This window comes from Pseudaquabacterium pictum (assembly GCF_005403045.1).
Lineage (GTDB): Bacteria > Pseudomonadota > Gammaproteobacteria > Burkholderiales > Burkholderiaceae_C > Pseudaquabacterium > Pseudaquabacterium pictum.
In genome coordinates, this window is sequence record NZ_BJCL01000007.1 from 127,452 (window position 1) to 152,150 (window position 24,699).

The window sequence follows — 24,699 nt, forward strand, 5'->3', positions numbered from 1 at the left end:
TGCAGCATCCGACCCCGCGTCACCCACCCGTCGCGTTCGGATCGCGCCAGGCCCGCTCGAACGGCAGCCGCCAGGCATGCGGTGCGATCAGCTGGTGGATGCTTTTGGGCCCCCAGCTGTCGGCCGGGTACAGCCGCACCGGCGGCGGGTTCTCCAGCAACTGGGTGCTGACCTGCCACAGCCGCTCGATGCCCTCGGCGGTGTTGAACAGCGTGTGGTCGCCGCGCATCGCGTCCAGGATCAGCCGCTCATAGGCCTCCAGCACATCGCCGATCAGGCCGGTGTCGTGCATGGCGAACTGCAGGCTCAGCTTGTCCAGCCGCATGCCGGGGCCGGGGCGCTTGCCGTAGAAGCTGAGGCTCATCTTGCTGGCATCGGCCAGGTCGAAGGTGAGGTGGTCGGGGCCCTGCGCGCCCACGCCTGAGCCGGGCGGAAACATGCTCTTGGGCGGCTCGCGGAAGGCGATGGAGATGATGCGCTGGCCCTCGGCCATCTTCTTGCCGGTGCGCAGGAAGAACGGCACCCCCGCCCAGCGCCAGTTGTCGATGAAGCACTTCAGCGCGATGAAGGTCTCGGTCTCGCTCTCGGCGTCCACACCCGGCTCCTGCCGGTAGCCGTTGTACTGGCCACGCACCACGTCGGCCGGCTGGATCGGCAGCATGCTGCGGAAGACCTTGTTCTTCTCCTCGCTGATGGGCTGCGGCTCCAGCGCGGTGGGCGGCTCCATCGCCATGAAGGCCAGGATCTGGAACAGGTGGGTCACCACCATGTCGCGGTAGGCGCCGGTCTGCTCGTAGAAGGCGCTTCGCTGGCCCAGACCCAGCGTTTCCGGCACATCGATCTGCACATGGTCGATGAAGTTGCGGTTCCAGATCGGCTCGAACAGGCCGTTGGCGAAGCGGAAGGCCAGGATGTTCTGCGCCGGCTCCTTGCCCAGGAAGTGGTCGATGCGGAAGATCTGCTCCTCGCTGAACACGGTGTGCAGCTGCCGGTTCAGGTGCACCGCGCTGGCGAGATCCGTCCCGAAGGGCTTCTCCATCACGATGCGGGCGCGTTCCACCAGCCCGGCCTCGCCCAGCAAGCGCACCGCCGGCAGCGCCGCGCTGGGCGGCACGCTCAGGTAGTGCAGGCGGCGGCACTCGGTGCCCAGGCTGGCCTCGGCGGCGGCCACCGCCGCCCCCAGCGCCGGTGCGCCGGCGGCCAGCGGCACGTAGTCCAGCGTCTGGGCAAACGCGTCCCAGTCGGCGTCGGTCACCTGTCGGGCGAAGAACTGGTCGAGCGCGCCACGGGCGATCTGCCGGAAGGCCGGCAGGTCGATGTCGTCGAGCGAGACGCCGATCACCCGGCACTGCGGGATGAAGCCCGCCGTGGCCAGGTGGTACAGGCCCGGCAGCAGCTTGCGCTTCGCCAGATCGCCGGTGGCGCCGAACAGCACCACCACCTGCGGGAACTGCGGGCCCACGCCGGGCGGGATCTTGGCCATGGAGACGCTCCTTGCAGCACGATGCCGCGGCCTGGCGGCCGGGCTGCACCGAGACTAGCAAGCTTCGGACCGTTGGATGGCCCGACATCAGACTCAATCGCTGCGTTGCCGCCGCTTCTGCCAGGCCAGCAGCTCGCCCACGAAACCGCGGCGGAAGCCGAGCACGCACAGCACGAAGATCGCGCCGATGATCACGGTCACCCACGAGCCCACCCGGTCGGCCAGGTAGTTCTGCAGGCCGATGATGGTGAAAGCGCCGATCACCGGGCCGGCGAAGGTGCCCATGCCACCCAGCAGGGTCATCAGCACCACCTCGCCCGACAGCGACCAGTGCGCATCCGACAGCGTCGCAAAGCCCAGCACCAGGGTCTTGAGCGATCCCGCCAGGCCGGCGATGGTGGTCGACAGCACGAAGGCCAGCAACTTGTACTTGTCGACGTCGTAGCCCAGCGAGATGGCGCGCGGCTCGTTCTCGCGGATGGCCTTGAGCACCTGGCCGTAGGGCGAATGCACGATGCGGATCACAGCCAGGAACACCGCCACGAAGATCGCCAGAACCACGTAGTACATGGTGGTGTCGCTGGCCAGCGGCAGCACGCCGAACAGCGTGCCGCGGGCCACGCCCTGCAGGCCGTCCTCGCCGCCGGTGAACGGCGCCTGCAGCCAGACGAAATACACCATCTGGGCCATCGCCAGCGTGATCATCGCGAAGTAGATGCCCTGGCGGCGGATGGCGATCAGCCCCACCACCAGGCCGATCAGGCCGGCGCCCAGCGTGCCCACCAGCACGCCCAGCTCCGGCGAGAAGCCGGCCTCCTTGACCAGCCAGCCGGTGAAGTAGGCGGCCGCGCCCAGGTAGGCCGCATGGCCGAAGGACAGCAGACCGGTGAAGCCCAGCAGCAGGTTGAAGGCCACCGCGAAGATGGCGAAGCACAGCGCCTTCATCATGAACACCGGGTACAGCCCGATGAACGGCGCCGCCAGCAGCACGGCCAGCACGGCGGCCCAGGCCCAGCGGGCCTGCGTCTGCATGCGCTTGTCAGTGAGGGCGCTCATCTCAACGTTCCTTGCCGAACAGGCCGGCGGGGCGGATCACCAGCACGATGGCCATGATCACGAAGACCACGATGCTCGAGGCCTCGGGGTAGAACACCTTGGTCAGGCCCTCCACCAGGCCCAGCACCAGACCGGTGAGGATGGAGCCCATGATCGAGCCCATGCCGCCGATCACCACCACCGCGAAGACGATGATGATCAGGTTGCTGCCCATCAGCGGCGTGAGCTGGATCACCGGCGCGGCCAGCACGCCGGCGATCGCCGCCAGGCCGGCGCCGGCGCCGTAGGTCAGCATCACCATCAGCGGCACGTTGACGCCGAAGGCCTGTACCAGCTTGGGGTTCTCGGTGCCGGCGCGCAGGTAGCTGCCCAGCCGGGTGCGCTCGATCAGGTACCAGGTGGCGATGCAGATCGCCAGCGACGCGAAGATCACGAAGCCCCGGTAATTGGGCAGCACCATGAAGCCCAGGTTGGTGGCGCCCTGCAGCAGGTCGGGCACCGGGTACTGCTGGCCCGAGACGCCGAACTGATCCCGGAAGATGCCCTCGGCGATCAGCGCCAGGCCGAAGGTCAGCAACAGGCCGTAGATCGGGTCGATGTTGTAGAGCTGCTTGAGCAGGGTGCGCTCGATCACCACGCCCAGCGCGCCCACCACCATCGGCGCGATCACCAGCGCGCCCCAGAAGCCGATGCCCAGCTTCTCGGTCAGCCCGAAGGCCACGTAGGCGCCGATCATGTACAGCGCACCATGGGCGAAGTTGACGATGCCCAGCAGGCCGAAGATCACCGCCAGGCCCAGGCTGAGCATGGCGTAGAACGAGCCGTTGACCAGGCCCAGCAGCAGCTGGCCCAGAAAGGCCTGCAAGGGGATGCCGAAGATCTCCATGGTGAACTAGACCCCCCCCCGAAGCGGCTTCGCCGCTCCCCCCCAGGGGGGCGCCGCCAGCGGCCCGGCAGAGCCGGATCCGCGGCGTCCGCTTGACGACAGCCGCGTGCTCATCGCTTCACTTCCACAGAGAGCACTTGCTCTCGGCCTTGGTGGTGAAGGCGTCCTCGCCCTTGATGACCTGGGCGACGTTGTAGTAGTCCCAGGGCTCGGTGCTCTTGTCGGGCGACTTCACCTGCATCAGGTACATGTCGTGCACCATGCGGCCATCGGGCCGGATGTAGCCGCCCTTGGCGAAGACGTCGTTGACCTTGGTGTTGCGCATGTGGGCCAGCACCTTGTCTGCATCGTCGCTGCCGGTGGCCTTGACGGCCAGCAGGTAGTTCAGCGTCACCGAGTAGTCGGCCGCCTGGATGGAGCTGGGCATGCGCTTCATCTTCTCGAAGAACTTGCGGCTCCAGGCGCGGGTCTCGGCGTCGCGGTTCCAGTACCAGCTGTCGGTCAGGTACATGCCCTGGGTGGTCTTCAGGCCCAGCGCATGGATGTCGTTGATGAACATCAGCAGGCCGGCCAGCTTCATCGTCTTGGTGATGCCGAACTCGTTCGCGGCCTTGATGGCGTTGACGGTGTCGCCACCGGCATTGGCCAGGCCCAGGATCTGTGCCTTGCTGCCTTGCGCCTGCAGCAGGAAGCTGGAGAAATCGCTGGCCGACAGCGGATGCCGCACCGAGCCCACCACCGTGCCGCCATTGGCCTTGATGACCGCGGTGGTGTCGTTCTGCAGCGCGGTGCCGAAGGCGTAGTCGGCCGTCAGGAAGTACCAGCTCTTGCCGCCACCCTTGACGACCGCGCCGCCCGTGCCCTTGGCCAGGGCCACGGTGTCGTAGGCCCAGTGCACGGTGTAGGGGCTGCACTGCTCGTTGGTCAGCGCCGAGGTGGCCGGGCCGACGGCCAGGAACACCTTCTTCTTCTCGCGGGCGATGGCCGACATGGCCAGGCCGGTGCTGGAGGTGGTGCCGCCGATCAGCATGTCCACGCCCTGGGTGTCGAACCACTCGCGCGCCTTGGCGGCAGCCACGTCGGCCTTGTTCTGGTGGTCGGCGTAGAGGATCTCGATCTTCTTGCCGTTGATGGCGCCGCCCAGCTCGGCCACCGCCATGCGCATGGCTTCCACACCGCCCTGGCCGTCGATGTCGGAGTACAGGCCCGACATGTCGGTGATGATGCCGACCTTGATCACGTCGCCCGAGATCTGGGCCTGGGCGGTGCCGAACAGCGCGGTGGTGGCCAGCGCGCAGGCGGCGGCAATCGACTTGAGTTGCATGGGGGGTGTCTCCGGACGGATGGAATGGGAAAACTGGGGGCTGCGGGGCGTCAGACGCCCAGGTACTCGTGCAGGCTGTCCAGGCGCGACGGCAGCTCGGCCTGGGTGAACTGCTGGATCACCTGGCCATGCTCCATCACCAGGAAGCGGTCGGCCAGCGGCGCGGCGAAGCGGAAGTTCTGCTCCACCATCACGATGGTGTAGCCCTGCTGGCGCAGCGCCAGCACCATCTCGGCCAGCTTCTGCACGATCACCGGGGCCAGGCCCTCGGAAATCTCGTCGAGCAGCAGCAGGCGGGCGCCGGTGCGCAGGATGCGGGCCACCGCCAGCATCTGCTGCTCACCGCCCGACAGCCGCGTGCCCTGGCTGCTGGCACGCTCCTTCAGGTTGGGGAACATGGCGTAGATCTGGTCGATCGACATGCCGCCTTCGCCCAGCTGCGGCGGCAGCATCAGGTTCTCTTCGGCCGACAGGCTGGAGAAGATGCCGCGCTCTTCCGGGCAGTAGCCGATGCCCAGCCGCGCGATACGGTGGGTGGCCATGCCGATGGTCTCTTGGCCCAGCACCTGCACCGAACCCTTGCGGCTGCCGATCAGGCCCAGGATGGCGCGCAGCGTGCTGGTGCGCCCGGCGCCGTTGCGGCCCAGCAGCGTGACCACCTCGCCCTCGTCGACATGGAAGTCGACGCCGTGCAGCACATGCGATTCGCCGTACCAGCCGTGCAGGCCCTTGACTTCGAGGAAGCGCTTGGCCATCAATGCGCTCCCTTCAACTCGACATTCGCACTGCCCATGTAGGCCTCGATGACGGCCGGGTTCTTCGACACCTGCTCGTAGCTGCCCTCGGCCAGGGTGGCGCCGCGCTGCAGCACGGTGATGGTGTCGGCGATGCTGGCGACCACGCTCATGTTGTGCTCCACCATCAGCACGGTGCGGTTGGCCGCCACCTTCTTGATCAGCTGGCGGATGCGGTCCACGTCTTCCAGGCCCATGCCCTGGGTGGGCTCGTCCAGCAGCATCAGCGTGGGGTTCATCGCCAGCGTGGTGGCGATCTCCAGCGCGCGCTTGCGGCCATAACTCAGCTCGACAGCGGTCAGCGCGGCGTACTTCTCCAGGTCCACCTCGCGCAGCAGGTCCATGGCCTGGCCGTTCAGCTGATCGAGCACCTTCTCGCTGCGCCAGAACTGGAAGCTGTTGTTCAGCGTGCGCTGCAGTGCCACGCGCACGTTCTCGAGCACGGTGAGGTGGGGGAACACCGACGAGATCTGGAACGAGCGGATCACGCCGCGCCGGGCGATGTGGGCCGAGGTCTCGTTGGTGATGTCCTGCCCGTCGAACAGGATCTGGCCCGAGGTGGGCGTGAGGAACTTGGTCAGCAGGTTGAAGCAGGTGGTCTTGCCGGCGCCGTTGGGCCCGATCAGCGCATGGATGCTGCCGCGCCGCACCTGCAGATCGACCTTGCTGACGGCCACGAAGCCCTTGAACTCCTTGGTCAGCGCGCGGGTCTCGAGGATGTAGGGGTTGCTCATGTCGGGGGCGCAGTCCGGCCACCAGCCGGTGCTGGCCGGCCACGGCGGGCGCGAAAGGGGTTGAGCATAGCGGCAAGCGCTGCCCGCACCTGCCGCATCCATGACACACCCGATCGGGGCGTCCCTGGTTGTCAGGCCGGCGTCAGCCCTTGCTGGGTCAGCCGCACTGGCCCACGTAGCCGCAGGCGGTGCAGAACTCGCAGCCGTCCTTGTGGATCAGGGTGTGGTTGCCACACTCGGGGCAGGCCTTGCCGGCCATGGTGGCCAGGTTCACCGGCGCTGGCAGTGCGCTGCCCGCCGGCGCGTCAGCCGCTGTCGGCCTGGCCGCAGGCGCCGCCAGGATGCCCATGGCCTGCACCGGCATGCCGTGTTCATCCAGCACGCCCAGCATGGCGTAGCGGTGGATCACCAGGCGGGCGATGTAGGCCACGGTGCTGGGCCAGGTCTGCTGGCGGCGCTCACCGGGCACCGGCGCCATGAAGTGGCCCAGCGGCTCGCCCACGTTCAGCAACTTGCGCAGCTTCATGCCAATCCAGGCCGGGTCCATCACCCGCATGTCCAGGCTCAGCAGCCGGGCCAGGCCATCCAGCGCCCGCGGGTAGTTGCCCGAGAAGCCGATGGCACAGGGCCGGTTGATGGTGCTGCCGTCCGGCCCGGGCAGCGCCACCTCCTTCAGCGTGACGGTGAAGCTCTCGCCGGTGGCATGGTTGTCGACATCGACCGCCCAGGCCAGCGTGCCGGCGGTGCCGGTGCGCGGCTCGTCCTTGCTGAACATGGCATCGACCACCGGCGTGGGGCCGCCCTCCTGCAGCGCACCCAGTTGCTCGCAGCGCCAGCGGATCACCGCCGCGGTGGCCGCCACCACGCCGGGAAACAGCCGCTTCTCGCCACTGGGCGGGAAGGGCATCTCGAAGGCCCGCTCCTCGGCCACGGTGGCCAGGGCGTCGAGCTTCAGGCGCAGCCAGGCGGCATCGTGCGCGCGCATGTCCATCGACAGGGTCTTGGCCAGCGCGCCGATGCCGCGCGGCTGCTCTGCCCCGTTGACCCACACCTCGAACGGCAGGTTCTGCGCGAACAGGCCCAGGCCCGGGCCGGCCTCGGCCGGCAGCTCGCCGACGAACAGCGAGAAGTCGCCATGCGGATGCTGGATCAGGTAGCTCCAGGCCGGGTTGCCGCCGGGCAGCTCGGGCCGGCCGGGCCAGCGCAGGCTGTCGAGCACCGGCGCGGGCAGGCGGTCGAGCCGCAGGCGCTGGTTGGCGCCGTCGGCGGCCATCGGCTGGGGTGCTGCCGGCTGCGGCGCGGCCGGTGCGACTGGTGGCGCATCCACGCTCAACACCGAGCCCAGCACGCTGTTGGGCCGGTAGGTGGCCAGGCCCTTCAGGCCGCTCTGCCAGGCCTGCAGGTACAGGCCCTGGAAGTCCTCGTACGGATAGTCGGCGGGCACATTGACCGTCTTCGAAATCGAGGTGTCGATGTAGGGCGCCACCGCCGCCACCATCGCGGCATGGGCCTCGGCGCTCATCTCCAGCGCGGTGACGAAGGCCTCGGTCAGCGGCGCATCGGCGCCCTTCAGGTGGCGGTACAGGCGCCAGGCATGGTCTTCGACCGCGTAGTGCTTGAAGCTGTTGTCGGGCTCGCGCTTCTTGCGGGTGTAGCTCCAGCTGAAGGCCGGCTCGATGCCGTTGCTGGCGTTGTCGGCAAAGGCCAGGCTGATGGTGCCGGTGGGCGCGATCGACAGCAGGTGGCTGTTGCGCAGGCCCTGGGTGCGGATCTTGTCCTTCAAGGGCTGCGGCAGGCGCGACGCGAACGCCCCGCGCGACAGGTACAGGTCGGCATTGAACAGCGGGAAGGCACCTCGCTCGACCGCCAGGTCGGCACTGGCGGCGTAGGCGGCATCGCGCATCACCGCCGAGATCCGGGCGGCCATGGCGCGGGCCGGCGCGGTGTCGTAGCGCAGGCCCAGCATCACCAGCGCATCGCCCAGGCCGGTGAAGCCCAGCCCCACGCGGCGCTTGGCGCGCGCCTCGGCCTGCTGCTGCGGCAGCGGCCAGACCGTCACATCGAGCACGTTGTCGAGCATGCGGGTGGCCACCGCGCACACCTGGGCGAAACCGGCGTCGTCGAAATCGGCATCGGCCTCGAAGGGGCGCTGCACGAAGTGCGTCAGGTCGACGCTGCCGAGGCAGCAGCAGCCGTAGGGCGGAAGCGGTTGCTCAGCGCACGGGTTGGTCGCCGCGATCGTCTCGCAATACCCCAGGTTGTTGTCGTTGTTGATGCGGTCGAGGAACAGCACGCCCGGCTCGGCATGGTCGTAGGTGCTGCGCATGATCTGGTCCCACAGCGTGCGGGCGCGCAGCGTGCGGTAGACCCACAGGCCGTCGGCGCGTTGCTTGGCACCCGCCGCCTTCAGCGTGGGGCCGGGCTCGGCCTTGTGCACCAGGGCGAAGTCGCCATCGGCGGCCACGGCCTGCATGAAGTGATCGGTGATGCCCACCGAGATGTTGAAGTTGCGCAAGTCGCCCGAGTCCTTGGCGCGGATGAAGGCCTCGACATCGGGGTGGTCGCAGCGCAGCACCGCCATCTGCGCGCCGCGGCGGCTGCCGGCGGATTCCACCGTCTCGCAGCTGCGGTCGAACACCCGCATGTAGCTGACCGGGCCGCTGGCGCTGCTCTGCGTGGGCGCCACCCAGGCGCCCTGCGGCCGGATGCGGGAGAAGTCGTAGCCCACGCCGCCGCCGCGGCGCATGGTCTCGGCGGCTTCGGTCAGCGCGGTGTAGATGCCGGCAAAGCCTTCTTCAGGCTGCGAGATCGAGTCGCCCACCGGCTGCACGAAGCAGTTGATCAGCGTGGCCGCCAGCGGCGTGCCGGCGGCCGAGTTGATGCGCCCGGCCGGCACGAAGCCGCGGCGCTGCGCGTCGAGGAACTTCGCCTCCCAGGCGGCGCGCTGCTCGGGCGCCTCGGCCTCGGCCAGGGCGCGGGCCACGCGCTGGCGCACATCGTCCAGCGTGGCCTCGTGGCCCTTGGCGTACTTCTCGGCCAGCACCTCGGCGCTGATGGCCTGGGGGGGCAGGTTGGCGCGGCTGGGGGCGGCCGACGGGGTGGCCGCGCTGCGGGCGCGGGCGGGAGCGCGGGTGGAGGTGTTGTCGGGCATCGGGTGTCTTTCGGGGCCGGGCCGGCGGGCCGGCCCGCCAGTGTGGGGCCAGGCGCCACAGGGTGGTTGATGCGCCGCAAGGGGCGCGTGACCTGAACGTTTATACAGTATTCTCGGCCCGCCGGGCCAGCCCCGGCAACACCCCCACCGCCATCCAACCTGGGCTTGACATGGCCGCGCTGGCCGACTCCTGCACGACCGCTGCGGCGCCCGCCGACAGCCCGCCGCCGCCCTGGCTGGCCGACCTGAACCCGCAGCAGCTGGCCGCCGTGCAGCAGGGCGATGCGCCGCTGCTGGTGCTGGCCGGCGCCGGCACCGGCAAGACGGCCACGCTGGCCGCGCGGGTGGCCGCGCTGGTGCTGGCGGGGGTCGATCCCCACCGGCTGCTGCTGCTGACGTTTTCACGCCGGGCGGCGCAGTCGATGGCCCAGCGTGCCGGCCGCCGGCTGCACCAGGCCCTGGGCCTGCGCGCCACCCAGGCGCCGCCGGTGCTGCCCTGGGCCGGCACCTTCCATGCCATCGGCGCCCGCCTGCTGCGGGAGTACGCCACTCAGATCGGCCTGCCGGACCACTTCAGCATCATCGACCGCGGCGACGCGCAGGACCTGATGGCCCTGCAGCGCCAGGCGCTGGGGCTGGCGGCCGCGCACAGCCGGTTTCCGATGGCCGCCACCTGCCTGGCGATCTGCAGCCGCACCCTCAACAGCCAGCAGCCGCTGGCCCAGGTGCTGGCCGATCACTTTGCCTGGTGCAGCGCCTGGGAGGCCGAGCTGAAGGTCCTGTTCCGCGCCTTCGCCGCCGCCAAGGCCGCCCAGCAGCTGCTGGACTACGACGACCTGCTGCTGGCCTGGCTGCAGGTGCTGGCCGACGACGGCCTGGCCGCCCACATCGGCGCCCGCTTCGACGCGGTGCTGGTCGACGAGTACCAGGACACCAACCGCCTGCAGGCCGCCATCCTGCAGCGGCTCAAGCCCGACGGCCGCGGCCTGACAGTGGTGGGCGACGATGCCCAGAGCATCTACCGCTTCCGCGCGGCCGAGGTGGGCAACATCCTGGGCTTTGCACAGCAGTTCGGCCCGCAGGCCCGCACCGTGCTGCTGGAGCGCAACTACCGCAGCAGCCAGCCCATCCTGGACGCCAGCAACGCGGTGATCGCCCAGGCAGCCGACCGCCATGCCAAGACACTGTGGACGCACCGCACCACCGGCCCGCGCCCGCAGCTGGTGACGGTGGCCGACGAACTGGCCCAGGCCCGCTGGGTGGCCGATGCGGTGCTGGCCCGGCGCGAGGAGGGCGTGGTGCTGAAGCAGCAGGCGGTGCTGTTCCGCACCGGCAGCCACAGCGCCGCGCTGGAGCTGGAGCTGGCGCGCCGGCAGATCCCGTTCGTCAAGTACGGCGGGCTGAAGTTCCTGGAGGCGGCCCACATCAAGGACCTGCTGTCCCTGCTGCGCTGGGGCCAGAACCCGCGCTGCATGCTAGCGGCCTGGCGCGCCGCCCAGCTGGTGCCGGGCCTGGGGCCACGCGGCGCGCGCCGGCTGGTCGATGCGCTGACGGCGGCCGACGATCCGCGTGCGGCGCTGGCCGCCTTCCTGCCACCGCCGGCGGCCCGGGCCGACTGGCCGGCGCTGGCCAGGCTGGTGCAGCAGCTGCAAGCGGCCGATTCCCCCTGGCCGGCCGAACTGGACGCGGTGCGCGCCTGGTACACCCCGCACCTGGAACGCCTGCACGGCGACAGCGCCGCGCTGCGCCAGCTCGATCTCGACCAGCTGCAGCGCCTGGCCGCGCTGCAACCCTCGCGTGAACGTTTCCTGACCGAGCTGACGCTGGACCCGCCCGAGGCCACCAGCGACGAAGCCGGCGTGCCGCACCAGGACGAGGACTACCTGATCCTGTCGACCATCCACGCCGCCAAGGGCCAGGAGTGGGATGCGGTGACGGTGCTCAACGTCATCGACGGCTGCATGCCGGCCGACATGGCCACCGGCAGCGCCGCCGCGGTGGCCGAGGAGCGCCGCCTGCTCTACGTGGCCATGACCCGCGCCCGCCACCACCTGGCGCTGATGGTGCCGCTGCGCTTCCATGTCACCCAGCAGCACCGGCTGGGCGACCGCCACCTGTACGGCGGCTTGAGCCGCTTCATCCCGCCGGCGGTGGCCGCCTGGTTCGACCGGGTGACCGACGGCCCGGCCGCACCCGATGCCGCGCCCGCCGTGCTGCCGCCGCGGCCCACCGGCGCAGCGCCGCTGCTGCAGCTGGGCCAGGCCTGGGACTGACACCGGCACCCAGCGCGGCCGCGTCCCTTGCCGGACAGCCGCCCGCCGGCCCGCCCGGCACACTGCGCCGCATGTCTGCACCCCACCCTTTCGACGCCGCCATCGCCCTGGCGCCAGCCGGCTCCGATGCCTTCAGCGGCCACAGCCACCCGGCCTACTGGAACATGATCGGCCCGTTCGGCGGCCTCACCGCCGCGATGGCACTGAACGCGGTGCTGCAGCACCCGCAGCTGCTGGGCGCGCCGATCTCGCTGACCGTCAATTTCGCCGGGCCGGTGGGCGAAGGCCCGATCACCGCCCGTGCCCGGCCGGCGCGCACCAACCGCAGCACCCAGCACTGGTGGGTGGAGCTGGTGCAGACGGATGCCGACGGCACCGAGCAGGTGAGCACCACCGCCACCGTGGTGACCGCCGCCCGCCGGCCCACCTGGAGCGCCAGCGACGCAACCATGCCCACCGTGCCCGCGCCCGACGGGCTGCCACGGTCCGAGCGCGGCGGCACGCCGGTGGCCTGGATCGCGCGGTACGAGGTGCGGTCGCTGCAGGGCGACCTGCCGCGCCAGTGGGACGGCCAGACGGCCGATGACAGCCTCACCCGCTGGTGGCTGCGCGACGACCCACCGCGGCCGCTGGACTTCGCCTCGCTCACCGCGATGGCCGACGTGTTCTTCCCGCGGGTGTGGCTGCGCCGCGCCACCCGGGTGCCGGTGGGCACGGTGTCGATGACGGTGTACTTCCATGCCGACAGTGCGCAGCTGGCCGCCTGCGGCGACGGCCACCTGCTGGCCGAGGCGCGGGCGCTGAACTTCCGCCACGGCTTCTTCGACCAGACCGGCCTGCTGTGGAACGCCCAGGGCCACCTGCTGTGCAGCACGCACCAGATCGTCTACTACAAGGAATGAGATGGCCACCGACCAGCCGACCGCCAGCCTCGACGACCACGGCATCGCCACGCTGACCATCCCCGGCCGCAAGGCGCTGAACATCGTCGGCACGCCCGAGATCACCGCACTGACCGCGGCGCTGCAGCAGCTGGCAGCCGAGCCGCGGCTGAGGGTGCTGGTGCTGCGCGGCCGCGACGACCAGGCCTGGATCGGCGGCGCCGACATCCATGAGATGGCGGTGTTGACGCCCGACACCGCACCAGCCTTCATCACCCGGCTGAAAGACCTGTGCGAGGCGATCCGGCTGTTCCCGGTGCCGGTGGTCGCCCGGCTGGCCGGCTGGTGCCTGGGCGGCGGGCTGGAGGCCGCACTGGCCTGCGACCTGCGCATCGCCAGCCGCCAGTCCAGCTACGGCATGCCCGAGGTGAAGGTGGGCATCCCGTCGGTGATCCATGCCGCCATGCTGCCGCGGCGGGTGGGCATGTCGGCCGCCACCTGGCTGCTGCTGACTGGCGAGACCATCGGCGCCGACGAGGCCCTGCGCATCGACCTGCTGCACCAGGTGCATGCACCCGAGGCGCTGGATGCCGCGGTGCAGGCCACCGCCCGCCAGCTGGCCGGCCTGGGACCGCAGGTGCTGCGCCAGCAGAAGCGGCTGCTGCGCGACTGGGAGCGCCTGCCGCTCGACGACGCCATCGACCGCAGCGTGGCCGAGTTCGCCCGCGCCTTCAGCACCGGCGAGCCGCAGCAGCACATGCAGGCGTTCATCACGCGCCGGCGCGCGTGAGGGCCACCCGCCGCCGCGCCAGCCCGGCCAGGCCGGCCAGGCCGCCCAGCATCAGCGCCCAGGTGCCGGGTTCCGGCACCGGCGCGAAGTTCAGGTACAGGTCCCCGTCGCTCACCGCCAGCGAGAAGCTGCCGCCCGCAGTGGCGTTGGCAAAGCCGCGGCTGTCCAGCGTGAAACGCGCCGTGTCGAAGCCGGTGATGCCCAGCGTGGTGTCGGCGATCAGCCAGCGGTGGCCGCGCAACGGATCGAAACCGGCCAGCGGGGACAGCGCGCCGGCGCTGTCCTGGCTGACCAGGCTGATGGTGAAGCGGCTGTTCGCACTGGTGCCGGCGGTGATGTCCAGGCTCCCGTCGATTGCCCACAGGTCCCAGTCGGTGCCGGCCGTGCCGGTGGCCGCAGCCAGTTCCACCAGGTAGCTGCCACCGGCCGCCCAGGTGGCGCTGCCGGTGCGGGCCGTGCCGGGGCTGTTGCCCGGCGAGAAGCTGCCGCCGTCGGTGACGGTGACGGCGCCGAACTGGCCCGCGCCCTTGGCCACGCCACCGAAGTTCACCACCAGCGGGCCGGCGATGCGGCCGTTGTTGACCAGCAGGCCACCGTTGAGCTGCAGCGTGGTGCCGGCCGCCAGCAGGATCTCGCCGCCCGGCGCATCGGCCGCGCCCACCAGGGTGCGGCTGCCACCGCCCAGCACCAGATCGCTGCCTTCGTTGCCGAGCGTGCCGCCGGCCAGCACGTCGATGCGCCCGGTCGAGCTGAAGCCGCTGACCGCCGTGGTGCCCGCCACCTGCAGCGCACCGGTGGTGATGCCGCCACCTTGCCAGTTGAGCAGGCGCCCGGGGCCGTTGTTCACCAGGCCGGCGTTGGTGAGGCCGACGAAGGTGGCGCCGTCGCGCGGCAGCAGGGTCACGCCGTTGGCCACCTGCAGACCGACCAGCCGGCGCACGCCGCTGATGTCATGCGCGCCGCTGCCCATCAGCAGGCCGCCGGTGAGCGTGGTGCCGGTGTACTGCACCCGGCCGCCCGCATCGGCCTGCACCACCGCACCCCCCAGGTTGCGGGCGCCCAGTTGCAGCAGCGCGCCGGACGCCACGGTGTAGTCGCTGGCCGCGCCGCTGGCCATCTGCAGCGTGCCGCCCAGCACCTGCACCGATCCGGCAAAGCTGTTGACACCGGTCAGCAGCTGGGTGGCGGCGCCGGTCTTGCGCAGGCTGCCATCGCCAGTGATGCGGCCGGCGAAGCTGTGCACGCCGCTGGCGCCGTCGAGCACCAGCGCGCTGCCGCTCAGCGGATCGGCCAGCAAGGCCACCTCGCCGACGGCGCCCTGGCTGCTGAGGCCCGCCGTGGTCAGCACGCCACCATCGATGCGCACGCTGCTGCCGGCCGTCCAGAGATGGGTGACATCGGCCCGGGCGCTACCGCCATCGGCCAGCGTCAGGGTGCCGGTGCCGCCGGTCTGGGCGCCACTGAAGCCGCCGATGCCCAGCGTGCTGCTCACCAGCAGCTGCGATCCCGCCCCGGTGACCAGCGCCTCGCCCACGCTGCCCGCCAGCGTGCCCAGTGCCACCGCAGCCGCACTGGCCGTGCCGCCGGATTCGACCGTCAGATTGCCGCGGCTGCCACCCGCGAAGCCCGCAGCCAGCGCGAAGCTGCTGGCCAGCGCGCCCCCGTTGCGCACCGTGACCGTGCCCAGGCCGCTGTTGCCGGCGATGAACTGGAAGCCGGCGTCCAGGCGGCTGCCGGCGCCGTCGATCAGCAGCTGCGTGCCGGCCACACCATCGACGAACACCGAGCTGGCGCCGGGCTGGTTGGCCCGCACCTGCGCGCCGCCCAGGATGTGCAGGGCGCCGCCACCGACGACGGCCAGCGCCGTGGCGGCCGACCCGGCGCCCGGATCGCCCAGGGTCAGGCTGCCGCCTTGCAGCACCAGGCTGCCGGCCTCGGACACCAGCATCTTCAGCGTGCTGCCGGTGCCGGTGAGCGTGGTGGTGCCGGACCCCAGCTTGACCAGGGTGCCGGTGGCACCGGCCAGCACACCGCCATAGGTGGTGGCGCGGCCGTTGTTGCCGATGCGCAGCAGCGTGCTGCCCAGCGACAGGCTGCCGTTGCCGGACAGGCCGCCCAGCGTGACATCGGCATGGCCGTTGAGATCCAGCCCGCCGTCCACCGCCAGCTGCACGGTGCTGTTCTGCAGGGCCTGGGCATGGCCCAGCACGATGCGGCCGCCATCGATGGCGGTATTGCCGCTGAAGGGGTTGGCGCTGGCCAGGGTCTGGGCCGCGGCGCCGGTCTTGTAGAGCGTGCCGCTGCCGGTGAGCATGCCGCTGAAGCTGGCATCCCCGGTGCCGAGGATGGTCATCGCTACACCCAGCGGGCCGTCGCCCTGCAGATCGATGGTGCCGCCCCGGCCGGGCTCGGCCAGCAGCCGGCCCACCCGCAGGTGGCCGCCGTCGAGCGTGATGCGGCTGGCCGCCGTCCAGAAGGTGAGCGCGTCGCTCACCGTGACCAGGCCGCCGTTGCTGACCAGCAGCGAGCCCGTGCCGCCGTTCTGTGCCGTGCTGAACCCGCCCAGGCCGAGCTGGGCGTTCTCCCAGCGGGCGCCCGCGCCCGACACCTGCGCCGAGCCGGTGGCGCCGGTCAGCGTGCCCAGCAGGCCCACGGTGTTGGTGACCAGGCCGCCCAGGCCGATGTCCAGCGCGCCCACGCTGGCGTTGTTGAAGCCCATGGCCAGGAAGCTGCCGGCCGCCACCGTGCCTCCGGTCACCACCAGGCGGCCGTTGGCGTGGTTGCCCACCAGGGTCTGGAAGCCGGTGTGGAGGGTGCTGCCGGTCTCCAGCACCCGCAGTTCGGTGCCGACGCCGCCGTCGATCTGCACCGTCCGGCCCCGCGCCGACAGCGTGGCGCCGCCGGTCACGTCCAGGGTCGGCGTGCCGGCGGTGGGGGTCAGGCCGTTGCCCACGTGCAGGCCCTGGTCGCGGTTGTTCAGCTGCAGGCTGCCGCCGCTGAGCAGCAGGCGGCCGTCGAGCACCTGCACCGCATCGATGCTCGAGCGGCCGGTGAACTGGGCGGTGCCGCCGCCGGAGATGGTGAGCCCGCCGGTGGTGGCGCTGAGGCCGCCGTCGTAGCGCAGCGACGTGTTGCTGGTGCCGCCCAGCGTGAGCCTGGTGGCGCCCAGCGCCAGGTCGCCGCTGCCGGTGAGCAGGCGCAGCCGCGCGGTAGGGCCGGTGGCCAGCTGCAGCGCGTTGTCGGCGTTCAGCGCCACATGGGCCGACTGCAGCGCCAGCGCATGCTCCAGCCGCAGCACGCCGCTGTCCACCTCCACCCGGCCGCTGAAGCTGCCGGGCTCGGTCAGCGTGAGCCGGCCGGTGCCCTGCAGGGCCAGCAACGGCGTGGTGGCGCCGCCATTAGCCAGCCCGCCCTTGAAGCTGATGTCGCCCGCGCCGCTCACCACCAGCCGGTCGGCCACCTGCACCTGGCTGGCAATCACCACCGCGTTGACCGAGTTCTGCACCAGGGACGCGAAGCCGAGAAAGCGCACCGTGTTGCCGCTGATGGAAAACGCGCCGGCGCCACTGGCAAACGTCATCGCGTTCAGGTCGAACACCGAAGCGAGGTTCTGCTGCGTGGCAAGCTGCCGGTTGCCCGTGAAGGTGAGCGTGGTGCCGAACCCACCGATCGGCGGGCGAAACACGCTCCAGTTGAGTGGATCGCTCCACAGGTTGGTGACGCCATTGCCATTCCAGGTCTGGGCCTGCGCATGGCCAGCCGCCAATGCCGCCAGGACCAGCGCGATCGCGGTGGGCGCGACACGGTGCGGCCTGGGACGGCAGACGGCGCGGGACCGGGCCGGGTGGCCGTGGTGGACGACGAGGCACGGTGCAGGCATGGCGGCAACCTCCGGGCGTTGACAACAGCGTGAGCGTATGCACAGCACGGACGGTGTCACCCCCCCTGGAACAGGGATTGCGCGCCCGCCGCGGCGGGCGCGCATGTCGGCCGCCACCTGGCTGCCGCTGGCGGGCCTGCGCTGGGGCCTGGCGCTGGCCTGGCGCATGCGCGCCGGGCTGATCGCCGGTCGCGGCCGCGTGCACAAGCGCACGCCGTTCACCCACAACGCCATGGCGGCCTGCCCGGTCCAATGGCTGAAGGGCCGCACACGCGCAGCGGAGCAGGCAACGCCGCCCACCGCCGGCGCCCCAGCCGGGGGGCCGCGGTGAGGCGGCTGGCCGCGCTGTGGCTGGTGCTGGCGGCCCTGCTGGGCGGCTGTTCGACACCGGTGCCGGCACTGCCGCGCCGGCCGGCAGGCGGCCCCACCTGCTCAGTGACTGCGCGTGCCCAGCCAGGTGCCGGCCAGCACCGCCGCCAGGCCCACGCCGTGCCACACCGTCAGCGGCTCGCCGAGCAGCAGCACCGCGAACAGCACGCCGAAGATCGGCACCCAGTAGGAATACAGCGCGGTGCGGGCCACGCCCAGCACCATCAGCGCCCGGTTCCAGACGATGCCGCCCAGCGCGGTGGCCAGCAGGCCCGACACCGCGATCAGCACGACTGTCATCCCGTTGATGCGGCTCGCGTCGTACACCAGCGGTGACGGCCGCAGCCCCACATGCAGCAGCAGCAGCGCCGTGCCGATGACATTGAGCACCGCGCTGATGAACAGCGGGTCGATGCCGCGCGCCAGGCGCTGCACCATCACGCCACCCAGCACCCAGGTGGTGACCGAGCACAGCACCAGCAGGTCGCCCAGCCCGGCACCGCCCAGTGCCATGCCGGGCCGGTGCAGCACCACGGCGGCCACGCCACCGAAGCCCAGCGCCACACCCAGGATGCGCGGCGGGCTCAGCCGGTCGCCCAGCAGCACCACCGCCAGCAGCGACGAGACCAGCGGGTTCAGCGCGATGATCAGCGCCGCATTGGCGGCATTGGTGCCGGCCACTCCCTGGGTGAAGAAGATCTGGTTCAGGTAGACCATCAGGAAGGCGCAGCCGGCCAGCGCCAGCCACTGCCGGCGTAACAGCGGCGGCCAGGGCATGCGGCGCCAGGCCACCACCACCGCCACCGCCAGCGCGGCCACCGCCATGCGCAGCACCGACACCAGCAGCGGCTCCATCTGCACCAGCAGCAGTTTCACCACCGACAGGTTGGCACCCCACACCGCGGCGGTGCCCAGCAGCAGCGCCTGCAGTCCGCGGTCAGCCCCCTTGGGGCCGCTCACGCTGCGGCCGCCTGCCAGGCCAGGGCGAAGCGCCGCGCCTGCGCAGCCACGTCGGCCACTGCCATGCCGGGCTTGTACAGCGCCGAGCCGATGCCGGCGCCGGCGGCACCGGCAGCGCGCCAGCCGGCCAGGCTGTCGGGCGTGATGCCTCCGACCGGCAGCACCGGCGTGCCGGCCGGCAGCACCGCGCGCCAGGCCTTCAGCACCGCCGGGCTGAACTGCTCGGCCGGGAACAGCTTGAGCCCCTGCGCACCGGCCGACAGCGCGGCAAAAGCCTCGGTGGGCGTGGCCACGCCGGGCAGGCAGACCAGGCCCAGGCGCTGGGCCTCGAACACCACCTCCACATCGGTGTTGGGCGCCACGACCAGCCGGCCACCGGCCGCCGCAACGGCACGCACCTGGTCGGCATCCAGCACCGTGCCGGCGCCCACCAGGGCCTGCGGAAACGCCCGCGCCAGCGCGGCGATGCTGTCCAGCGGCTGCGGGCTGTTCAGCGGCACCTCGATCAACGACCAACCGGCGTCCACCAGGGCCTGGCCCACTGGCAGCGCCTCGGCCGGCGTGATGCCGCGCAGGATGGCCACCAGCGGCAGCTGCGCCAGCGCATCGGCCAGGCGGCGGGCGGCGGCATCGGGCTGGGCGCCAGCGGCCTGGCGCAGCAGGCGGTCGGCCAGGGCCTTCAGGCTGCGGGCATCACGGGCTTCGGTGGGTGGGTCGGCGTCGGCGGTCATGCCGACAGTGTGCCTTCCGAGACCAGTGCGGCCGCGCGGGCCACCGCCAGCAGCCCCTGCCAGGTGGCATCGTCGGGCGCCAGCCGCACCGGGTGGCCACCCGCCGCCAGCGCCCGCTGGTAGCGCAGCGCCAGCCCGGCGCTGCCCAGCACGGTGACCGGCTGGCCGGGCGGCAGGGCCTGGGCCCGCAACTCCTCGCCGATCAGCAGGCCCGACAGGCGGCTGGCGAGCGCGGCGCCAGTGGCACGGTCGAACAACGCCAACGTGCGCACCGAGAACAGGTGGTGCAGCAGGCCGCCGGGCTGCTGCGCGCGGGCGACGCCGGCATCGAAGGCATCCGCGTCGAGATCGCCATCGGCAGCCGGCAGCATGCGCGCCAGGATCGATTGCTGGCGCAGCAGCGCATAGGTCTCGCCGGTCACGTGGGTGCGGAAGCCCCGCACCCGGCCGCCGTCCACCTGCATCCACTTGCTGTGGGTGCCGGGCAGCACCAGGGTGTGGGCGCCACCGGCATCGGGCAGCGCCTGCAGTGCGCCGAAGACCTGCGTCTCCTCACCCCGCAGCACATCGGGCACGCCGTCGTTCTCACAGCTGAGGCCCGGCACGATGGCCAGACAGCCGGGCTGCAGCCAACGCAGCTGCCGGGCGATGTCGGCCAGGCCGGCCGGACAGGCGGCATACGGCGCCTCGGCCCAGCCCTGGCGGCTGCCCACCATGCCGGCCAGCAGGCACGGCAGGCCAGGGTGCGCGGCCTGCCAGGCACCGAACTCGGCGTCGAACGCGGCCTGCCAGCCGCCGGGCGCCACGCTGAGCAGGCCACGCGGCGCGGCATGCTGCGCCAGCACCGTGCCATCGGCCGCCAGCAGGGCACCGCGCAGCGCGCTGGTGCCCCAGTCGACGGCCAGCAGAACAGGCGTGGTCAGTGGTTGTCCTTGGGCACGGCGGCGCCACGCTGGCCGACCAGGAAATCGAGGTCGGCGCCCTGGTCGGCCTGCAGCACATGGTCGATGTAGAGCTTCCAGTAGCCGCTGGCCATGGCGGGCGCGGGCGCCTGCCAGGCGGCCAGGCGGGCTTGCAGTTCGGCATCGTCCACATGCAGGTGCAGGCGGCGGGCGGCGACATCGAGCGTGATCAGGTCACCGTTTTGCACCACCGCCAGCGGGCCGCCGGCCGCCGCCTCGGGCGCGGTGTGCAGCACCACGGTGCCGTAGGCGGTGCCGCTCATGCGGGCATCCGAGATGCGGACCATGTCGGTGATGCCCTTCTTCAGCACCTTGGGCGGCAGCGGCATGTTGCCCACCTCGGCCATGCCGGGGTAGCCCTTGGGGCCGCAGTTCTTCAGCACCAGGATGCAGGTCTCGTCGACATCGAGACTGTCGTCGTCGATGCGGGCATGGAAGTCGTCGGAATCCTCGAACACCACCGCCCGGCCGGTGTGCTGCATCAGCGCCGGCGTGGCCGCGCTGGGCTTGATGACGGCGCCGCGCGGCGCCAGGTTGCCGCGCAGCACCGCGATGCCGGCGTTGGCCTTGAACGGCTGGTCCAGCGGCTGGATGACCTGCGGGTTGAAGTTCTCGGCGCCGGCGATGTTCTCGCGCACCGTCTTGCCGTTGGCGGTGACGATGTCCAGGTGCAGGTGCTGGGCGATCTCCTTCATCACCACCGGCAGGCCGCCGGCGTAGCAGAAGTCTTCCATCAGGTACTGGCCGCTGGGCTGCAGGTTGACCAGGCAGGGCAGCGTGCTGGCCAGGCGGTCGAAGTCATCGATCGACAGCTGGACGCCCAGCCGGCCAGCGATGGCGATCAGGTGGATCACCGCATTGGTGCTGCCGCCGATGGCCGCCAGCGTCTTGATGGCGTTCTCGAAGGCTTCACGGGTGAGCACCTGGCCGATGGTCTGGTCGGCATGCACCATCTCGACAATGCGGCGGCCGGCGTTGCGGGCCAGCACATTGCGGCGGCCATCCACCGCCGGCCAGGCGGCATTGCCGGGCAGGCCGATGCCCAGCGCCTCGACCATGCTGGCCATGGTGCTGGCCGTGCCCATGGTCATGCAGTGGCCGTGGCTGCGGTGCATGCAGCTCTCGGCCTCGAAGAAATCCTGCAGCTTCAGCGTGCCGGCGCGCACCTGCTCGCTCATCTGCCACACGCCGGTGCCGCTGCCCAGTTCCTGCCCGCGCCACTTGCCGTTGAGCATCGGCCCGCCCGACACGCCGATGGTCGGCAGGTTGGCGCTGCTGGCGCCCATCAGCAGGCTGGGCGTGGTCTTGTCGCAGCCCATCAGCAGCACCACGCCGTCGATTGGGTTGCCGCGGATGCTCTCTTCCACGTCCATGCTGGCGAGGTTGCGGTAGAGCATGGCGGTGGGCCGCAGCAGGGTCTCGCCCAGGCTCATCACCGGAAATTCCAACGGGAAGCCGCCGGCCTCGTACACGCCGATCTTCACCTGCTCGGCCAGCGTGCGGAAGTGGCTGTTGCAGGGTGTGAGTTCGCTGAAGGTGTTGCAGATGCCGATGACCGGCCGGCCGTCGAACTGGTCATGCGGGATGCCCTTGCCCTTGACCCAGCTGCGGTAGGCAAAACCATCGCGGTCCTGGCGGCCGAACCACTGCTGGCTGCGCAGTTCGTGCGGGGCTTTCTTCTTGGGTTGGTCGCTCATCGCATGCTGGCTTTCCCGGGGTGGGGTTCCGGGCCTGCCCAGATACTATGGTATGACGATTGGCTGCAGCAGCCGTGAAAGCCCTAGGAGCGCCCCGTGTCCGTTGATTCCAACCCCATCCCCGTGCTGGCCGTGGCCCGGCTGTCGCCGCTGTACATGTCCCAGCTGGCGGCCGCCTGCGAGCTGCATGTGCTGCCCGACCTGGACGCCGCCGCCCTGGCCGCGGTGGCGCCGCGCATCCGCGCGGTGGCCGCCAGCGGCGACAGCAAGGTGCCGGCCAGCCTGATCGACCAGCTGCCGGCGCTGCAGGTGATCTCGGTGATGGGCGTGGGCTACGACGGCGTGGATGTGGCCGCAGCCAAGGCCCGCGGCGTGGTGGTGACCCACACACCCGATGTGCTGAACGACGACGTGGCCGACCTGGCCCTGGGCCTGATGCTCAGCACCGCGCGCCAGCTGCCCGCGGCCGACCGCTTCGTGCGCGGCGGCCAATGGCTGCAGGGCAACATGCCGCTCGCCCGCAAGATGAGTGGTGCGCGGCTGGGCATCGTCGGCATGGGCCGCATCGGCCAGGCCATTGCCCAGCGTGCGCTGGCCTTCAACATGACGGTGGCCTACACCGCCCGCAGTGCCAAGCCCGAGCTGCCGCACCGCTACCTGCCCAGCGCCGCAGCGCTGGCCGAAGTGAGCGATTTCCTGGTGGTCATCACCCCCGGCGGCGCCGGCACCCGCCACCTGATCAACGCCGAGGTACTGGACGCGCTGGGCCGCAGCAGCCCGGGCGGCGGCATCCTGGTGAATGTGGCCCGTGGCTCGGTGGTGGACGATGCCGCGCTGATCGACGCGCTGGAGCGCGGCGTGATCGCCGGCGCCGGGCTGGACGTGTTCGAGGACGAGCCGCGGGTGCCCGAGCGCCTGCGCGCCCTGCCCCAGGTGGTGCTGACACCGCATGTGGGCAGCGCCACCCAGGGTACCCGCCAGGCCATGGCCGACCTGGCCTTTGCCAACCTGCAGCTGCGCCTGGCCGGCCAGCCGGCGCGCACGCCGGTGCCGGAATGCCGGTGACGGCGGGCTGCCAGCAGGCTTGTCGGATTTCTTGACACGCCCGGACCACCACACGGTGCCGCAAGCGTGATGGATTTCCGCTTGCAGGCCAACCCGTGAAAGATCGCACGTCGGCCATCCTGACAGGCGCAGACGACGCACCGCAGCAATCCAGCAAGTCATTGATTAAAAAGGAGTTTTTGAGCTAGCCGAGGCTGGCACGAAGATCGCTAACCAAATGCGCAGACGCCGCGGAGGCCCCCTCCGCGCACCCGCACATTTCCAAAGGCCCCTCGTGTACAGACTCCTCGGCATCTCGGTCGCATCCCTGCTGGCCTGCAGCGCCCTCCACGCTGCCACCATCAGCCACGGCAACAGCCATGGTCCGGCCCCCACCGACTGGGACCCGGCACAGACCCTGTCCCTGCAGCAGTTCGACCCCCTGATGGGAACGCTGAACGCGGTGACCTTCCAGTTCAGCGGCACGGTCCGTTCGGACTTCACCACCAGCAACAAGGCCAACAGGGCCGCGACGGCGCAGAGCAACCTCCGTGGCAGCGTGCGATTCGTGCTGCCGACGCTCGACGACGCGCTGCTGACGCTGTCCGCCAGCCAGACGACGCCGCTGGCCGGCAAGTCCACGGCGACCTACAGCATCGAGGACACCGAGACCGGCACGCTGATGCTCGACAGCGACCTGGATGCCTTCATCGGCACCGGCATGTTCGACCTCGGTGTGTTTGCGCTCGCCACATCGGCCACCAGCGGGCCTGGAAGCATCAACGGCTTCGTCTTCTCGTACGCCACGGTGTCGGCGAGCGTCACCTATGACTACACCGCGGCGCCGCAGCAGAGCAGCCCGGTCCCCGAGCCCGCGTCCCTGGCCCTCGTGGGCATCGCGCTCGCAGCCGCCGGCTTCGCCCGCCGCCGCGCCTGAACGACCGGTCAACACCGAACAGAACAACTTCCATGCGCTTCCACACGATCGCCCTTGCCGCCGCCCTGATCGCCGCCACCCTCGGCCAGGCCCATGCCGGCACCATCAGCTACAGCGCCGACGCCTTCGCGGCCGAGGAGACCGACTGGAACAGCTTTGCCGAACTGCAGCGCTTCGACCCGTCGATGGGCATGCTGCAGCAAGTCACGCTGACGCTCCACGGCAACCTGAGCGGCATCGCAGCCGCCGAGAACCTGAACAACCGGGCGACCCTGCTGACGCTGACGCTGCGCGCTGAACTGTCGCTGGCACGGCCCGACTCGCTGGACGTGCTGGTGAGCACCACGCCGCTGGCCAGCCAGAGCTTCTCGGCGGCCGTCTACGACCGCGGCATCGACTACGCCGGCGCGTCAGGCACCACGCTGTCCAACCTGACGGCCAGCAGCAGCAGCAGCGCATCGTTCACCGACGCTCCGACGCTGGCACTGTTTTCCGGCCCGGGCAAGGTTCAGCTGCCGTTTGTGGCAGTGGGCCTCTCGCAGGTCAGCGGCGCAGGCAACCTGGCCTATGACTTCAGCACCTACGCCGGCGGTGTCGCCAGCGTGCACTACACCTACCAGCCCTCGGCCACGCTGCCGCCAGTGCCCGAGCCCACCACCTGGGCGCTGATGTTCGCCGGCCTGGGTGTGGTCAGCTGGCTGGCCCGGCGCCGCGCTGCCTGACCGCGCAGCCTGCGCTGCACCACAA

General features: G+C 71.0%; 19 protein-coding genes. 7 read left to right on the plus strand and 12 right to left on the minus strand.

Annotated elements, in window-relative coordinates:
• Positions 1–19 precede the first annotated feature (19 nt).
• The 7 genes from zwf to FFT10_RS14785 form a co-directional block, all read right to left on the minus strand.
• Complete coding sequence (zwf, locus tag FFT10_RS14755; protein WP_137733612.1) at positions 20–1,483, minus strand: glucose-6-phosphate dehydrogenase; 1,464 nt, start codon at positions 1,481–1,483, stop codon at positions 20–22.
• Positions 1,484–1,576: 93 nt separating this feature from the next.
• The gene (locus FFT10_RS14760; protein WP_137733613.1) at positions 1,577–2,539 is read right to left on the minus strand and encodes a branched-chain amino acid ABC transporter permease; all 963 of its coding nucleotides are present in this window, start codon (positions 2,537–2,539) and stop codon (positions 1,577–1,579) included.
• 1 nt (position 2,540) lies between these two features.
• Complete coding sequence (locus FFT10_RS14765; protein WP_137733614.1) at positions 2,541–3,425, minus strand: branched-chain amino acid ABC transporter permease; 885 nt, start codon at positions 3,423–3,425, stop codon at positions 2,541–2,543.
• Between the two features lie 118 nt (positions 3,426–3,543).
• Positions 3,544–4,749 (minus strand): ABC transporter substrate-binding protein, encoded by a 1,206-nt coding sequence (locus FFT10_RS14770; RefSeq protein ID WP_137733615.1) that lies wholly within the window; start codon positions 4,747–4,749, stop codon positions 3,544–3,546.
• Positions 4,750–4,799: 50 nt separating this feature from the next.
• Positions 4,800–5,504 (minus strand): ABC transporter ATP-binding protein, encoded by a 705-nt coding sequence (locus FFT10_RS14775; RefSeq protein WP_137733616.1) that lies wholly within the window; start codon positions 5,502–5,504, stop codon positions 4,800–4,802.
• A complete protein-coding gene (locus tag FFT10_RS14780) occupies positions 5,504–6,277 on the minus strand; it encodes an ABC transporter ATP-binding protein (protein WP_137733617.1) in 774 nt (257 codons plus the stop codon). Before FFT10_RS14780 ends, FFT10_RS14775 begins: the two co-directional genes overlap by 1 nt.
• A gap of 157 nt (positions 6,278–6,434) precedes the next feature.
• A complete protein-coding gene (locus FFT10_RS14785; protein ID WP_137733618.1) occupies positions 6,435–9,428 on the minus strand; it encodes an adenosylcobalamin-dependent ribonucleoside-diphosphate reductase in 2,994 nt (997 codons plus the stop codon).
• Positions 9,429–9,607: 179 nt separating this feature from the next.
• Between FFT10_RS14785 and FFT10_RS14790 the strand changes: the two genes are divergently transcribed.
• The 3 genes from FFT10_RS14790 (at position 9,608) to FFT10_RS14800 (ending at position 13,372) form a co-directional block, all read left to right on the plus strand.
• Complete coding sequence (locus FFT10_RS14790; protein WP_162520815.1) at positions 9,608–11,701, plus strand: ATP-dependent helicase; 2,094 nt, start codon at positions 9,608–9,610, stop codon at positions 11,699–11,701.
• 71 nt (positions 11,702–11,772) lie between these two features.
• Positions 11,773–12,603 (plus strand): acyl-CoA thioesterase, encoded by an 831-nt coding sequence (locus FFT10_RS14795; protein ID WP_137733620.1) that lies wholly within the window; start codon positions 11,773–11,775, stop codon positions 12,601–12,603.
• Position 12,604: 1 nt separating this feature from the next.
• A complete protein-coding gene (locus tag FFT10_RS14800; protein WP_137733621.1) occupies positions 12,605–13,372 on the plus strand; it encodes an enoyl-CoA hydratase in 768 nt (255 codons plus the stop codon).
• On the opposite strand, the gene FFT10_RS14805 is transcribed toward FFT10_RS14800, so the two are convergent.
• Positions 13,353–17,252: a beta strand repeat-containing protein gene (locus tag FFT10_RS14805; protein ID WP_162520806.1), complete on the minus strand. Its 3,900-nt coding sequence runs from the start codon at positions 17,250–17,252 to the stop codon at positions 13,353–13,355. The two genes, FFT10_RS14800 and FFT10_RS14805, sit on opposite strands and share 20 nt — an antisense overlap.
• A gap of 103 nt (positions 17,253–17,355) precedes the next feature.
• On the opposite strand from FFT10_RS14805, the gene FFT10_RS27795 reads away from it, so the two are divergent.
• Positions 17,356–17,583, plus strand: a complete 228-nt coding sequence (locus FFT10_RS27795; protein ID WP_162520807.1) for a hypothetical protein — start codon at positions 17,356–17,358, stop codon at positions 17,581–17,583.
• A 101-nt stretch (positions 17,584–17,684) separates the two neighbouring features.
• Here FFT10_RS27795 and FFT10_RS14810 read toward each other — a convergent pair whose 3' ends face one another.
• The 4 genes from FFT10_RS14810 to FFT10_RS14825 all read right to left on the minus strand — a co-directional run bounded on the left by FFT10_RS14810 (position 17,685) and on the right by FFT10_RS14825 (position 21,971).
• Positions 17,685–18,581 (minus strand): DMT family transporter, encoded by an 897-nt coding sequence (locus tag FFT10_RS14810; RefSeq protein ID WP_228027122.1) that lies wholly within the window; start codon positions 18,579–18,581, stop codon positions 17,685–17,687.
• The gene (locus FFT10_RS14815; protein ID WP_137733623.1) at positions 18,578–19,312 is read right to left on the minus strand and encodes a 2-dehydro-3-deoxy-6-phosphogalactonate aldolase; all 735 of its coding nucleotides are present in this window, start codon (positions 19,310–19,312) and stop codon (positions 18,578–18,580) included. The genes FFT10_RS14810 and FFT10_RS14815 overlap by 4 nt, the downstream gene beginning before the upstream one ends.
• Positions 19,309–20,157, minus strand: coding sequence for a 2-dehydro-3-deoxygalactonokinase (locus FFT10_RS14820; protein ID WP_373282530.1), 849 nt, complete (start codon positions 20,155–20,157; stop codon positions 19,309–19,311). Before FFT10_RS14820 ends, FFT10_RS14815 begins: the two co-directional genes overlap by 4 nt.
• A gap of 74 nt (positions 20,158–20,231) precedes the next feature.
• Complete coding sequence (locus tag FFT10_RS14825; RefSeq protein WP_137733625.1) at positions 20,232–21,971, minus strand: IlvD/Edd family dehydratase; 1,740 nt, start codon at positions 21,969–21,971, stop codon at positions 20,232–20,234.
• 96 nt (positions 21,972–22,067) lie between these two features.
• Here FFT10_RS14825 and FFT10_RS14830 point away from each other — a divergent pair, with 96 nt between their 5' ends.
• The 3 genes from FFT10_RS14830 (at position 22,068) to FFT10_RS14840 (ending at position 24,674) form a co-directional block, all read left to right on the plus strand.
• Positions 22,068–23,036 carry a 2-hydroxyacid dehydrogenase gene (locus tag FFT10_RS14830; protein ID WP_137733626.1) on the plus strand — a complete coding sequence of 323 codons (969 nt, stop codon included), beginning with the start codon at positions 22,068–22,070 and terminating at the stop codon, positions 23,034–23,036.
• Positions 23,037–23,310: 274 nt separating this feature from the next.
• Positions 23,311–23,952: a choice-of-anchor E domain-containing protein gene (locus FFT10_RS14835; RefSeq protein WP_162520808.1), complete on the plus strand. Its 642-nt coding sequence runs from the start codon at positions 23,311–23,313 to the stop codon at positions 23,950–23,952.
• A gap of 32 nt (positions 23,953–23,984) precedes the next feature.
• A complete protein-coding gene (locus FFT10_RS14840) occupies positions 23,985–24,674 on the plus strand; it encodes a choice-of-anchor E domain-containing protein (protein WP_137733628.1) in 690 nt (229 codons plus the stop codon).
• The last annotated feature ends 25 nt before the right edge of the window (positions 24,675–24,699 follow it).

What these genes read in the sequence shown, in the direction of transcription:
- FFT10_RS14780 (WP_137733617.1), bottom strand. Translation starts at nt 6,277, where the DNA reads ATGAGCAACCCCTACATCCTCGAGACCCGCGCGCTGACCAAGGAGTTC.
- zwf (WP_137733612.1), bottom strand. Translation starts at nt 1,483, where the DNA reads ATGGCCAAGATCCCGCCCGGCGTGGGCCCGCAGTTCCCGCAGGTGGTG.
- FFT10_RS14765 (WP_137733614.1), bottom strand. Translation starts at nt 3,425, where the DNA reads ATGGAGATCTTCGGCATCCCCTTGCAGGCCTTTCTGGGCCAGCTGCTG.
- FFT10_RS14770 (WP_137733615.1), bottom strand. Translation starts at nt 4,749, where the DNA reads ATGCAACTCAAGTCGATTGCCGCCGCCTGCGCGCTGGCCACCACCGCG.
- FFT10_RS14815 (WP_137733623.1), bottom strand. Translation starts at nt 19,312, where the DNA reads ATGACCGCCGACGCCGACCCACCCACCGAAGCCCGTGATGCCCGCAGC.
- FFT10_RS14795 (WP_137733620.1), top strand. Translation starts at nt 11,773, where the DNA reads ATGTCTGCACCCCACCCTTTCGACGCCGCCATCGCCCTGGCGCCAGCC.
- FFT10_RS14760 (WP_137733613.1), bottom strand. Translation starts at nt 2,539, where the DNA reads ATGAGCGCCCTCACTGACAAGCGCATGCAGACGCAGGCCCGCTGGGCC.
- FFT10_RS14840 (WP_137733628.1), top strand. Translation starts at nt 23,985, where the DNA reads ATGCGCTTCCACACGATCGCCCTTGCCGCCGCCCTGATCGCCGCCACC.
- FFT10_RS14805 (WP_162520806.1), bottom strand. Translation starts at nt 17,252, where the DNA reads ATGCCTGCACCGTGCCTCGTCGTCCACCACGGCCACCCGGCCCGGTCC.
- FFT10_RS14785 (WP_137733618.1), bottom strand. Translation starts at nt 9,428, where the DNA reads ATGCCCGACAACACCTCCACCCGCGCTCCCGCCCGCGCCCGCAGCGCG.
- FFT10_RS27795 (WP_162520807.1), top strand. Translation starts at nt 17,356, where the DNA reads ATGTCGGCCGCCACCTGGCTGCCGCTGGCGGGCCTGCGCTGGGGCCTG.
- FFT10_RS14775 (WP_137733616.1), bottom strand. Translation starts at nt 5,504, where the DNA reads ATGGCCAAGCGCTTCCTCGAAGTCAAGGGCCTGCACGGCTGGTACGGC.
- FFT10_RS14800 (WP_137733621.1), top strand. Translation starts at nt 12,605, where the DNA reads ATGGCCACCGACCAGCCGACCGCCAGCCTCGACGACCACGGCATCGCC.
- FFT10_RS14825 (WP_137733625.1), bottom strand. Translation starts at nt 21,971, where the DNA reads ATGAGCGACCAACCCAAGAAGAAAGCCCCGCACGAACTGCGCAGCCAG.